Source organism: Streptomyces sp. NPDC007907 (assembly GCF_042959365.1).
Lineage (GTDB): Bacteria > Actinomycetota > Actinomycetes > Streptomycetales > Streptomycetaceae > Streptomyces > Streptomyces indiaensis.
Genome location: NZ_JBIBKR010000004.1, coordinates 260,250 through 273,169, shown reverse-complemented (window position 1 = coordinate 273,169; position 12,920 = coordinate 260,250). Strand labels below are relative to the sequence as shown.

Here is a 12,920-nt window from a genome sequence, read left to right as displayed (position 1 = left end):
CGCGACCATCGGCGTACGTCTGTACGGACGCATGACGTATGTCGGACGGTTGCACGAGCGTTATGAAAACGCGCTCACCGCCGTCAGCGGGACGCGCCGACCGGCTCCTCCGGCTCGGCGGCGCCGATGAACGTCCGCCACAGCTCGGCGTACCGCCCGCCGCGGGCGAGCAGTTCGTCGTGGGTGCCGTCCTCGGCGACCCGGCCGTGGTCCATGACGACGACCCGGTCGGCGCGGGCAGCGGTGGTGAGGCGGTGCGCCACGACGAGGGTGGTGCGGCGGCCGGCGAGGCGGTCGGTGGCCTGGTTGACCTGGGCCTCCGTGGCCAGGTCCAGGGCGGCCGTGGCCTCGTCGAGCAGCAGCACGTCCGGGTCGACCAGCTCGGCGCGGGCCAGCGCGATGAGCTGGCGCTGCCCGGCGGACAGGTTGCGGCCGCGCTCGGCGACCTCGTGGAGGTAACCGCCCTCCAGGGTGGCGATCATGTCGTGCGCGCCGACCGCCCGGGCCGCCGCCTCGACCTCCGCGTCGGTGGCGTCGGGACGGCCGTAGGCGATGGCGTCGCGGACGGTGCCCTGGAAGAGGTACGCCTCCTGCGGGACGACCCCCAGACGGTGCCGGTACGAGGTGAGGTCCAGGGCCCGCAGGTCGGTGCCGTCGACGGTGACCCGGCCGCCGGTGGGGTCGTAGAAGCGGGCCACGAGCTTGACGAGGGTCGACTTGCCGGCGCCGGTCTCGCCGACGAACGCGACGGTCTGCCCGGCGGGGACGCGCAGGTCGACCCCGACCAGGGCCTCCTCGTCGTCCCCGTAGGCGAAGTGCACGTCCTCGAAGGCGATCTCGCCGCGCAGGGACGTGACCCGGACGGGTTCGGCGGCGGACTTCGTCGACGTCGGCTCCCGGAGCAGTTCCTGGATGCGGCCCAGCGAGACGGTCGCCTGCTGGTAGCCGTCGAAGACCTGGGAGAGCTGCTGCACGGGTGCGAAGAACAGGTCGATGTAGAGCAGGTACGCGACCAGCGAGCCGATGGCGAGGGTCCCGTCGTCGACCCGGGCCCCGCCCACGATCAGCACGGCCGCCGCGGCCACCGACGACAGGAACTGCACGAACGGGAAGTACACCGAGATCAGCCACTGGCCCCGGATACGGGCCTGCCGGTAGCTGTGGCTGCGCTCGGCGAACCGCCGCCCGCCGTCCCCCTCGCGCCGGAAGGCCTGCACGATCCGCAGCCCGGAGACCGACTCCTGGAGGTCGGCGTTGACGACCGACACGCGCTCGCGGGCCAGCTCGTACGCCTTCACGCTCGCCCGGCGGAAGAAGAACGTGGCGATGATCAGCGGCGGCAGCGTCGCGAAGACGACCAACGCGAGCTGCACGTCGATCACCAGCAGCGCGACCATGATCCCGAAGAAGGTGACGACCGAGACGAAGGCCGTGACCAGGCCCGTCTGCAGGAACGTCGACAGCGCGTCGACGTCGGTCGTCATCCGGGTCATGATCCGGCCGGTCAGCTCACGCTCGTAGTAGTCGAGCCCGAGGCGCTGCAACTGGGAGAAGATCTTCAGCCGCAGCGAGTACAGGACCCGCTCGCCGGTGCGGCCGGTCATCCGGGTCTCCCCGATCTGGGCCGCCCACTGCACGACCACCGTCAGCAGCCCCAGCAGGGCCGCCGCCCACACCGCGCCGAGCGCGGCCTCGGTGACGCCCGAGTCGATGCCGTGCCGGATCAGCACAGGCAGCAGCAGGCCCATGCCCGCGTCGGTGGCGACCAGGGCGAGGCTGACCAGCAGCGGCAGCCCGAAGCCGCGCAGCAGCCGCCGCAGGCCGTAGGAGTCCTCCGGCTGGACGGCCTTCGCCTCGTCGACGTCCGGGACGTCGGTGGCCGGGGGCAGCGCCTCGACCTGGGCGAGCAGCTCGGGGGTGGCGGGGCTCTCCGCGAGGGCGGTGTCCTTGCGCTCCCGGTCCCCGGTCCACAGCCGCGGGGTGACCCCGCGCTCGGCGTCGAACTCGGCGTCCAGCTCGTCCCGCACGGAGGTGTCCTCCTGCGGGCAGGCGGGCTGGGTGTGGCCCGGGGAGACCGCGCCCAGCTCGTCGGGGTCGGTGAGCAGGCGCCGGTAGAGGGCGGACCGCTCCTGGAGCTCCTCGTGGGTGCCGATGTCGGCGAGGCGGCCGCCGTCCAGGACGGCGATGCGGTCGGCGAGGTTCAGGGTGGAGCGGCGGTGGGCGATCAGCAGGGTGGTGCGGCCCCGCATGACACCCTTCAGGGCCTCGTGGATCTCGTGCTCGACCCTCGCGTCCACGGCGGAGGTGGCGTCGTCCAGGACCAGCAGGCGCGGGTCGCTGAGGATGGCGCGGGCGAGGGCGACGCGCTGGCGCTGACCGCCGGAGAGGGTGAGTCCGTGCTCGCCGACCGTGGTGTCGTAGCCCTCGGGCAGCTCGGTGATGAAACGGTCCGCCTGGGCGGCGCGGGCGGCCTTCTCGATCTCCTCGGAGGTCGCGTCCGGGCGGCCGTAGGCGATGTTGTTGCGGACCGTGTCGGAGAAGAGAAACGAGTCCTCCGGGACCAGGCCGATCGCCGCCCGCAGGGACTCCAGGGACAGCTCGCGCACGTCGTGGCCGCCGACCAGGACGGCTCCGCGGCTGACGTCGTAGAAGCGCGGCAGCAGCAGGGAGACGGTGGACTTGCCGGAGCCGGAGGAGCCGACGACGGCGAGGGTCTCGCCCGGGCGGATCTCGAAGCTCAGCCCGTCGAGGACCGGACGGTCGGCGTCGTAGCCGAAGGAGACGTCGTCGAACTCGACCGTCGCGGGGGCGTCGGCGGGCAGGTCCTTGTGGCCGTCCTCGATCGACGGCTCGGTGTCGATCAGCTCCAGGACGCGCTCGGTGCCGGCCCGGGCCTGCTGGCCGACGGTGAGCACCACCGCGAGCATGCGGACCGGGCCGACCAGCTGGGCGAGGTAGGTGGAGAAGGCGACGAACGTGCCGAGCGTGATGTGCCCGCGCACCGCCAGCCAGCCGCCGAGGGCCAGCATCGCGACCTGGCCGAGCGCCGGGACGGCTTGCAGGGCCGGGGTGTAGACCGAGTTCAGGCGGATGGTGCGCAGCCGTCCCGCGAACAGCCGGCGGCCGACCTCGCGGAGCTTGCCGGTCTCCTGCTCCTCCTGGCCGAAGCCCTTCACGACGCGGACGCCGCTGACGGCGCCGTCGACCACGCCCGCGACGGCGGCGGCCTGGGCCTGGGCGTACCAGGTGGAGGGGTGCAGCCGGGTGCGGCTGCGCTTGGCGATCCACCACAGGGCGGGGGCGACGGCCAGGGCGACCAGGGTGAGCGGCACGGACAGCCACGCCATGATCGCCAGGGAGAGCAGGAAGAGCATGAAGTTCCCGATGGTCATCGGGAGCATGAAGAGCAGGCCCTGGATCAGCTGGAGGTCGCTGGTGGCGCGGCCGACGACCTGGCCGGTGGACAGCTCGTCCTGGCGGCGGCCGTCGAGCCGGGTGATCGTGCCGTACATCTCCGTCCGCAGGTCGTGCTGGACGTCGAGGGCGAGACGGCCGCCGTAGTAGCGGCGGATGTAGGTGAGGACGTAGACGACCAGGGCTGCGGCGATCAGGAGGCCGGCCCAGGTGGTCATGTCCCTGGTGTGGTCGCTGATGACGTCGTCGATGATCACTTTGGTGATCAGCGGGACGAGGGCCATGACGGCCATGCCGGCCAGGGAGGAGCCGAGGGCGAGTACGACGTCCTTCGGGTGGCGCCATGCGTAGGCCCACAGTCGTCGTGCCCATCCCCGTTTCGGTGTCACCCCGGTGCCTTCCAGTCGTCCTGCTCTGCCGGAAGGCACCAACGCGCTCGGGAGCCGATTTCATCCCGCTGTAACAGTTTCGATTCCTGTTCGAGTGCGGGCGGGCGGCACGGTCCGGGGCGGACCGGCCCCGTCAGCTCGCCACCAGGTCCTTGTGGATGACCTTGGCCACGGCCTGGATGGTGGCGATGCCGTAGTTCATCGTGCTGTTGCCGTGGCTGAGCACGGTCATCACGTAGTCGTGGCCGCCGCCCTTGAACGCGCCGACGCTGTGCACCCGCCATCCGTTGCTGGAGCGCTGCAGCCAGCCGTTCTTGACGGCGACGGTGACGCCCGAGGGCACACCGTACGGAGTGCCCCAGCGCTGGGACGAGACGACCTGGCCCATCAGCTTGAGGATGTACGACCGGGAGTTGTCGCTCAGGACCGCGTTCTTCGCGGTGAGGAGCTTCAGCAGCTTCTGCTCGTCGGTGACGGTGATCTGGGTCAGGCCCCAGTAACCGTCCGCCCCGGGCTTGGTCTGCGTCATGCCGGCGGCCGCGAGGAAGCCCTTGATCTTCGTCATCCCGAGCTGCTTCCACAGGGTGGAGGTCGCCGCGTTGTCCGACTTGGTGATCATCGCCCTGGCGAGGGTGTTCTCGCGGTCGGTGAGGTACCGGCCGGACTTCTTCGCGTCCCACAGCAGCGTGGCGAGGACGGTGACCTTGACGACGCTGGCCGAGTCGTAGGCGGAGGTCGCGCGCAGGGTGCAGGTGGTGTCGGTGCCGCGGTCGTAGAGGCCGACGGCGACCGTGCCCTGGCGGGTGGCCAGCGCGGCGGTGATGTCCTTCTGCAGCTTGGCGGCGAGCCCGGCCCTGGCCGAGGTGCAGGTCACGGCCGGCGGGGCGGCGGAAGCGGGCGTGGCAGCGGCGACGAGCGGCACGAGAACGCCCGTACCCACGGCCGCCGCCAGCACTCTCGCGCGGCGGGATATCCCAGAAGTCATGCACCCCTTGACTCGCGGACACGGACGAAAGGTTGCACGGGCCGCAAAGCCTTGCACGAGTCGTTATCGGGAGCTGCCCGCTTTCACAGGTGGCGGCCAGGTCCGGCACAGCGGCCTCCGACCCGGGCTCGCCACCGTGCCGGGGTGACATCTGCCACCGAAGCCACGCACCGCCGGGCCCCCGCAGGTCCCCCCGAAGTCGGGTGCTCCCGCCCTGCGTTGGTCCCTGCCCGCGCTGCTCGCGCCCCTCGCCCTGGCCGCGGTGCTCCACTCCTGGAACCTGTCCGAGGCCGGCCTCAACCGTCTCTACAGCGCCGCCGTGCTGAGCGGCACCGAGAGCTGGAAGGCCTGGTTCTTCGGCTCGTTGGACGCCGGGAGCTCCCTCACTGAGGCAGTCGAACCAGTCCGCGCTCTACCGCCTCGACCCGTCCGACGTCGGCTGATCCCCCACAATCCGCACATACGAACGGCCTCGCGCTCTCGGCCCGGGGCCGTTCGCGCGTCCCCGATCATGGACACCGGTGTCCGGCGGACGGGTGAGCGGACGGGTGAAGGGAAACGCAGCGGTGGGCCACTGCCTGGAGATGAGCACCGGCGACATGAGAACGGTGGTGCGGCTGCTCACGGCGGTGGAGCGGACCGAGCGGCAGGAGCGCACGCTCGCCCGGGTGCGTACGGAGTGCGAGCGGACCGACGCCCGCTTCCGGGAGCAGGGCATCGACCTCGACGTCTCCATCAGCCGGGCCCTGGACGAGCTGATCGACGGCACCCCGAGCACCGACCCCTGCCCCGCGTACAGCTACGCCTTCTACCAGGCCGTCGCGGCGCACTTCTCCGACCCCACGGACCTCGGCGCGTGGCGCCGGCCTTCGTGGTTCCGCGCCATGGACGACGAACTGGCCCGGCACGGTGTGCCGTCCGACCTGCTCCCGGGCACGTTCCTCTTCCGCGGCCCGCCGCTGCGGCTGCCCCACCCCGGCGACGTGGTGCCCGCGATCGGCACGCTGCCGGCCGGCCGGGCCACCGCCCTGGCCGATGCCTATGCGCGGGTGCTCGACCGGCTCGACCCCGAATTCCGCGGGCCGGCCCGCCGGTTGGCCGACGCCCTGCGTGCCGAGGCGCGGGAGGGGGGCAGCGCGCGGACGGCCGGGACGAACCCTGCCACGTTGCTCTTCTGGTTCCACTGACCCCTGCCGGAACTGTTGACGCCCCCTTCCCCGCCGGGATACTTGCGGCCCACAGCGCGCCAAATGCCGTGTCCGAGAAGGGTCCTGAACTAGGACAACGAATGGTCCGGCACGGGGCCGACCGCCACATCCGCATCGTCGCCGCGACGGTCCGCGACGGCCTGTAGCCCGCCGCCGGGACCGCGCTCAGCCCAGGTGCGTCGGCGCGAACATCCGCAGCACGGCCGGGAGCAGGACGACCGAGGGCCCGGGCGTCCCCAGCGCCTTGGCCAGGTCCTGCTCCAGGGTCTCCGGGGTCGTCCGCACCCCGGGGACCCCGAAGGACTCCGCCAGAGCCACGTAGTCGGGGCGGGTCAGCTCCGTCGCGGTCGCCTCGCCGAACGCGTCGGTCATGTACTCGCGCAGGATGCCGTAGCCGCCGTCGTCGACGATCAGCCAGGTGACGTCGAGGCCGTACTGGCGGGCCGTGGCCAGCTCCGCGATGGAGTACAGAGCCCCGCCGTCGCCGGAGACGGCGAGGACCGGGCGGGTCGGGTCGGCCGCCGCTGCGCCGAGTGCGGCGGGAAAGGCGTAGCCGAGGCCGCCGGCGCCCTGCGCGGAGTGCATGCGGTTGGGGCCCTGGGCGTCGAAGGCCGACCAGGCCCAGTACGCGAGGATCGTCATGTCCCAGAAGGACGGGGAGTCGGCGGGCAGTGCCCTGCGGACCGACGCCAGGACGTCCTGTTCCAGGGTGAGTTCCTGGGCGGCGATGCGCTCGCCGACCTTCGCGAGCACCTCTCGTACGCGCTCCGGGGCCCCCGGGTCCTGTCGTTCGGACACCGTCTCCAGCAGCGCCTGCAACGCCAGGCGGGCGTCAGCGTGGATGCCGAGGGCCGGGTGGTTGGACTCTAGTTTGCCGAGGTCCGCCTCGATCTGGACGACCCGGCCGCACGGCTTGAACGTGTGGTAGTTCGAGGAGAGTTCACCGAGTCCCGAGCCGACCACCAGGAGGACGTCGGCGTCCTCCAGGAAGTCCGTGGTGTGCCGGTCCTCGATCCAGGACTGCAGGGACAGCGGGTGCTTCCAGGGGAAGGCACCCTTGCCGCCGGGGGTGGTGACGACCGGCGCCTTGATCAACTCGGCCAGCTGCTTCAGCTTGCCCGAGGCGTCCGCCCGGACCACTCCCCCGCCCGCGATGATCGCCGGGCGCGCGGCCCTGGACAGCAGGTCGGCGGCCACGGCGGTCAGTTCGGGGCGCGGCGGCAGCTCCTCGGGGAAGGCGTCCCCGCCGGTGACGACCGGGATCGACGTCTCGGCGAGCAGCACGTCCTGCGGGATCTCCACCCACACCGGGCCGTGCGGGGCGGTCAGCGCCGACGTCCAGGCCGCCTCGATCGCCGAGGGGATCTGCGACTGGGTGCGGACGGTGTGGACGGACTTGACCACGCCCCGGAACGAGGCTGCCTGGTCCGGGAGTTCGTGCAGGTAGCCGTGGCGGCCGCCGCCGAGGCCGGCCGTCGGGACCTGGCTGCTGATCGCCAGCACGGGCGCGGAGGCGGCGGCCGCCTCCTGGAGCGCGGCGAGGGACGTCAGCGCGCCCGGCCCGGTCGACAGCAGCAGCGGCGCGGCCTCGCCGGTGATCCGGCCGTAGGCGTCCGCCGCGAACCCGGCGTTGTTCTCCACCCGCAGGCCGACGTACCTCAGGTCCGAGCGGCGCAGCGCGTCGAACATGCCGAGGGCGTGCTGGCCGGGCAGTCCGAACACGGTCGTCGCGCCGAGCCCGGCCAGCGTCTCCACGACCAGGTCTCCGCCGTTGCGGCCGGGAGGAGGGTTGAGCGCGGCCTCCGTCTGGGCGGGCGTGGGGCGGAGCACCAGATCGTGGTCGTGAGTCACTTCGCTTCCGAGTCCTTCCGGGCCGCGGCGATCTGGCGCGACATGATCGTGGTCAGTTCGTAGGCGGTGTGGGAGGCCGCCACCGACGTGATCTCCGCGTGGTCGTACGCGGGGGCCACCTCGACGACGTCGGCCGAAACCAGGTTGCAGGATGCCAGGCCGCGCAGGATCTCCAGGAGTTCGCGCGAGGTCATGCCGCCGGCCTCGGGGGTGCCGGTGCCGGGGGCGTGGGCCGGGTCCAGGCAGTCGATGTCGATGGAGATGTACAGCGGCCGGTCCCCGATGCGCTGACGGAGCTGGTCGGCGACCTCGTCGGCGCCGCGCCGGTAGACGTCGGCCGACGTGACGATGCCGAAGCCCATCTTCTCGTCGTCGGTGAGGTCCTGCTTGCCGTAGAGCGGGCCGCGGGTGCCCACGTGGGACAGGGCGGAGGTGTCGAGGATGCCCTCCTCGACCGCGCGGCGGAACGGGGTGCCGTGCGTGTACTCGGCGCCGAAGTAGGTGTCCCAGGTGTCGAGGTGGGCGTCGAAGTGCAGCAGGGCGACCGGGCCGTGCTTCTTCGCGACCGAGCGCAGCAGGGGCAGCGCGATGGTGTGGTCGCCGCCGAGGGTCATCAGGCGGGCGCCGGTGCCGAGCAGCTCGTCCGCGGCGGCCTCGACGGTCTCGACGGCCTCGTTGATGTTGAACGGGTTCACGGCGATGTCGCCGCCGTCCGCGACCTGGGCGAGGGCGAAGGGCGAGGCGTCCTGCGCCGGGTTGTAGGGGCGCAGCAGCCGGGACGCCTCACGGATGGCGTTGCCGCCGAAGCGGGCGCCCGGCCGGTACGAGACGCCCGAGTCGAACGGCACGCCCACGACCGCGACATCGGCCCGGCCGACCTCGTCCAGCCGGGGCAGCCGGGCGAAGGTCGCGGGACCGGCGTACCGCGGGACGCGGGAGGAGTCGACGGGTCCGCGCGGAGTCTCGTTGCTGCTCATGACGTACTGCCTTCTTTCCTACGCTTCATCGCGTATGCACTGCTATGCGCTGCTTGTACTACGACTCTACTGGGGAGCCGCGACCGGTTCGGACGCGAGTTCGCCGGGCCGCCCGGCGAGGCGCTCGCGCCAGGCGGCGAGGACGGCGGTGTCGGTGGCCGGGGTGACCAGGGAGACGGCCAGGTAGGCGGCGAGGGAGGCCAGCAGGCCGTAGTAGACCGGCTCGTTGGCGAGGATGCCGTACGTCGCCATCAGCACGACGACCGCCACTCCGCCGACCACCACGGAGGCGAGCGCCCCGTACACCGTCCCGCGCTTCCACACCAGGCCGCCGAGGATCGGCACCAGCAGGCCGCCGACGAGGAGGTTGTAGGCGACGGTCAGGGCCTCCACGACGTTGTCGATGGCGATGGCCGTGACGATCACCGCGAGGCCCATGAGCAGGATGAAGGCCCGGTTGCCCTTCACCTCGTCGCGTTCCCCTCCGGGGGAGTTCCCCCGCAGCCGGGACCAGATGTCGTTGTTGGCGACCGTGGCGCAGGCGATCAGCGCGCCGGAGGACGTCGACATCACGGCGGCGAGAGCGGCGGCCAGCACGAGTCCGCGTACGCCGACGGGCAGTTCGTCCTTCACGATGGTCGCGAAGGCGTCGTCCGGGCTGCCCAGCTTCGGGTACAGCACCTTGGCCGCCGTGCCGATGACGGCGCCCGCGAGGGCATAGGCGAGGCAGTAGGTGCCGGCGACGGTCCCGCCCCACTTGGCCGTCCGGTCGCTGCGCGCGGTGAAGACGCGCTGCCAGATGTCCTGCCCGATGAGCATGCCGAAGGTGTAGATCAGCACGTAGGTGAAGATCGTCTCGCCGCCGATGCCCAGCGGGTCGAAGTACTCGGTGGGCAGCTGCGCCTTCATCTCGGCGAACCCGCCCGCCTTCACGACGGCGATGGGCAGCAGCAGGAGCAGCACACCGATGGTCTTCACGACGAACTGCACCATGTCGGTCAGGGTGATCGACCACATGCCGCCGAGGGTGGAGTACGCGACGACGATCGAGCCGCCGAGGACGATCGCGACCGAGCGGGGCATGTCGAACAGGACGTCGAAGATCGTGGCGTAGGCGATGGTCGAGGTCACGGCCAGCATCAGCGTGTACGCCCACATGACGACACCGGAGATGATCCCGGCGCGGCCTCCGCCGTACCGCAGGTCGAGCATCTCGGAGACGGTGTAGACCTTCAGGCGGGCGATGCGGGCGGAGAAGAAGACGGACAGGGCGAGCAGTCCGAGGCCGATGGTGAACACCATCCAGGCGCCGGACAGGCCGTACTGGTAGCCCAGTCCGACACCGCCGATGGTGGACGCGCCGCCGAGGACGATCGCGGCCATGGTGCCGGAGTACAGGGACGGGCCGAGGCGGCGGCCGGCCACGAGGAACTCGCTCTTGGAGCGGGCGCGGCGCATGCCCCACCAGCCCATGGCCAGCATGCCGACCAGGTACACGACGATGACGATGTAGTCGACGGCCACGGGGCCTCCTTCGATCGGTGTCGCCGGCGGGTGACGAGGACTGACCTTAGGTGGCCGGAAAGCGACTGCGAAGTGTACGTTTCATCCATTCGAGCCTCCCCGGACGGAGGGAACGCACACCATGCCGGAGTCGGCGGTCCCGCCCACCCCGCCCGTACCGCTCACCGCGTTGCTGGCCCGTGAGGACCTGGCGCTGCGGCAGATCGCGGGGCCGTCCGCCGAGGACGTGGTCATCCACTGGGTGCACACCTCCGAGATGGCGGACCCGTATCCGTATCTCCTGGGCGGGGAACTGCTGCTCTCGGCGGGAGTGCACATCCCGGAGACGGTGGGCCCGGACACCGCGCACACGCCGGACTCGGGTTCCGCCTACTTCGACGGCTACGTGTCGCGGATCGTCGCGGCGGGCGGTGCGGCCCTGGGCTTCGGGGTGGCGCCGGTGCACGACACGGTGCCCGAGGGCCTGATCGCGGCCTGCGCGGCGCACGGGCTGCCACTGCTGGAGGTACCGCGCCGGACCACCTTCTCGGGGGTCGCCCGCGCGGTCTGGCAGCTCATGGCCCGGGCCCGCCTCGCCGAACTGCGCCGCGTGACCGAGGCCCAGCAGGCCCTCGCCGCCGCCGCGTCCCGCCCCGACCCGGTCCCGTCGGTGCTGCGGCAGCTGGCGCAGCGGCTGGGCGGGTGGGCGGTGCTGTACGGGCCCGAGGGCGCGGAGATCGCGGGCGCGGGCCGGGAGCCCGGAGGGGAGGTGCGGGCGGCGCTGGCACGGCTGGCGCAGGTCGTACGCCCGGCCGACGGCCCGGGTGAGCGCCCCGCTCCGGCATCCGCCACCGACTCCGCCGCCGGTTCCCACCTCGCCGCCTACAGCCTGGGCGCCGGACACGGCTTCGTGCTCGGTGCCGCCGCCCCGCAGCGGGTCTCCGGCGACCACACCGTCGTCTCCGTCGCGGCCGTCCTGCTGTCCCTGCTCACCGGCGAGCAGCAGAGCGGCACCGGAGCCGCCCGGTCCGCCGCCCTGGTACGGCTGCTGCTGGGCGCGCCGCCCGAGGAGGTCGCCGCGCTGCTCGGCGAGGGACCGTGGACCGTCGTGCACGCCCGGCCGGACGGGGACGGCACCCCCGACCCCGTCGCGGCCTCCGCGCTGGGCGCCGCACTCGGGTCCGCCCTGGTCGACCCGGCCGGCGAGGTCGTCCGCGTCCTGGTCCCGGCCGGCCGGGCACCGGCCCCGCTGCCCGGCTGGACGCTGGGCGTCAGCGCCGCGGTCGCCCCGCACGACTGGCCCGCCGCCGACACCCAGGCCGCCCGTGCCCTGGCCCGCGCCCGCGCCACCCGCTCCCCGCTGCTGCGGCACAGCGCACGCCCGTCCCTCGCCGGCCTGGTGCCGCCCGGGGAGGCGCAGGCCCACGCCCGCGCCCTCCTCGCCCCCGTCACGGCCCACCCCGCGCTCACCGAGACCCTGCGCACCTGGCTGTCCCTGCACGGCAGTTGGGACCGCACGGCCGTAGCCCTGTCGGTACACCGCAACACCGTGCGGCAGCGCGTCGCCCGCTGCGCGACCCTGCTGGAGACGGACCTCGACGACCCGGACGTCCGGATGGAACTCTGGTTCGCGCTGCGGCACGTGTGAACGGGACCGGCACATCCGCCCGGTGATCCGAGGAGGTGAGCGGAGTCCCTCTGAGTACGTGACGCACGTCCCAGCGCTCGATACGCCAGGGACGCCCCCGGTCGGCTGCCTCACAATGGATCCCATGCCGATATCCGGGACACCCAGCCGCGCCGAACTCGTCGAACACCTCGTCAGGACGCGCATCGCGGGCGACGTCGCCACCCCTCGCGAGAACAACCTCTCCCACTACCGCAAGCTGGCGAACAGCGACCGCCACTACTGGCTCGGGCTGGAACTCGGCGACCGGTGGAACGACGAGCAGGACGTCCTCGCGGTGATGGCGGAACGGGTCGGTGTGAACGACGACCCCGAGTACCGGTACGGCCAGGACACCATCGACCCCGAGCTGACCGTCGACGGCCTGGAGCGGATGGCCGGGCGGCTGCGCAAGGCCGCGGACGGGCAGCAGCGCGTCCTCTTCGCCACCGGCCACCCCGGCGGCCTCCTCGACGTGCACCGCGCCACCGCGTCCGCGCTGCGCGCCGCCGGCTGCGAGATCGTCGTCATCCCCGACGGTCTGACGACCGAGGAGGGCTACGTCATGCAGTTCGCCGACGTGGCGGTGCTGGAGCACGGCGCGACGCTGTGGCACACCCACTCGGGCGAACCGATGAAGGCGATTCTGAAGGGCCTGGAGCGCCAGGGCCGCCCGCTGCCCGACCTGGTCGTCGCCGACCACGGCTGGGCGGGGTACGCGGGACAGCACGGCGTGGACTCCGTGGGCTACGCCGACTGCAACGACCCGGCCCTGTTCATCGCCGAGGCCGAGGGCACCGTGCAGGTGACGGTGCCCCTCGACGACCACGTGGTCAGCCCCCGCCACTACGACCCGATGACGGCGTACCTGCTGGCGGCGGCCGGGCTGGACTGACCGGCGGACGGCCCGGCGTCCCCGGGCGGGCC

Annotated in this window: 8 protein-coding genes and 1 pseudogene; 4 read left to right on the top strand and 5 right to left on the bottom strand. The window is 72.5% G+C overall.

From position 1 onward, the window contains the following. Positions 1-83: 83 nt before the first annotated feature. The gene (locus ACFZDI_RS17600) at positions 84-3,803 is read right to left on the bottom strand and encodes an ABC transporter ATP-binding protein (RefSeq protein ID WP_234849178.1); all 3,720 of its coding nucleotides are present in this window, start codon (positions 3,801-3,803) and stop codon (positions 84-86) included. A gap of 133 nt (positions 3,804-3,936) precedes the next feature. After that, on the bottom strand, positions 3,937-4,788 hold the full coding sequence (locus tag ACFZDI_RS17595) for a serine hydrolase (protein ID WP_391251480.1): 852 nt from the start codon (positions 4,786-4,788) through the stop codon (positions 3,937-3,939). A gap of 151 nt (positions 4,789-4,939) precedes the next feature. On the opposite strand from ACFZDI_RS17595, the pseudogene ACFZDI_RS17590 reads away from it, so the two are divergent. Together ACFZDI_RS17590 and ACFZDI_RS17585 are read left to right on the top strand one after the other, a co-directional pair. Then, positions 4,940-5,176 (top strand): annotated as a pseudogene (locus ACFZDI_RS17590) (hypothetical protein); the annotation flags it as partial. Positions 5,177-5,336: 160 nt separating this feature from the next. Beyond that, positions 5,337-5,975, top strand: a complete 639-nt coding sequence (locus ACFZDI_RS17585; RefSeq protein WP_391251478.1) for a hypothetical protein — start codon at positions 5,337-5,339, stop codon at positions 5,973-5,975. A gap of 186 nt (positions 5,976-6,161) precedes the next feature. Here ACFZDI_RS17585 and ACFZDI_RS17580 read toward each other — a convergent pair whose 3' ends face one another. The 3 genes from ACFZDI_RS17580 to ACFZDI_RS17570 all read right to left on the bottom strand — a co-directional run bounded on the left by ACFZDI_RS17580 (position 6,162) and on the right by ACFZDI_RS17570 (position 10,348). Further along, entirely contained in the window at positions 6,162-7,847 is a 1,686-nt protein-coding gene (locus tag ACFZDI_RS17580; RefSeq protein ID WP_391251476.1) for a thiamine pyrophosphate-dependent enzyme, read from the bottom strand. Next, entirely contained in the window at positions 7,844-8,824 is a 981-nt protein-coding gene (gene speB / locus ACFZDI_RS17575) for an agmatinase (protein ID WP_391251474.1), read from the bottom strand. Before speB ends, ACFZDI_RS17580 begins: the two co-directional genes overlap by 4 nt. 66 nt (positions 8,825-8,890) lie before the next feature. Next, positions 8,891-10,348: a sodium:solute symporter gene (locus ACFZDI_RS17570; RefSeq protein ID WP_391251472.1), complete on the bottom strand. Its 1,458-nt coding sequence runs from the start codon at positions 10,346-10,348 to the stop codon at positions 8,891-8,893. A 121-nt stretch (positions 10,349-10,469) separates the two neighbouring features. Between ACFZDI_RS17570 and ACFZDI_RS17565 the strand changes: the two genes are divergently transcribed. Beyond that, the gene (locus ACFZDI_RS17565) at positions 10,470-11,975 is read left to right on the top strand and encodes a helix-turn-helix domain-containing protein (RefSeq protein WP_391251470.1); all 1,506 of its coding nucleotides are present in this window, start codon (positions 10,470-10,472) and stop codon (positions 11,973-11,975) included. Positions 11,976-12,099: 124 nt separating this feature from the next. Continuing rightward, positions 12,100-12,888, top strand: a complete 789-nt coding sequence (locus ACFZDI_RS17560; protein WP_234849172.1) for a phosphatase — start codon at positions 12,100-12,102, stop codon at positions 12,886-12,888. Positions 12,889-12,920: the final 32 nt, after the last annotated feature.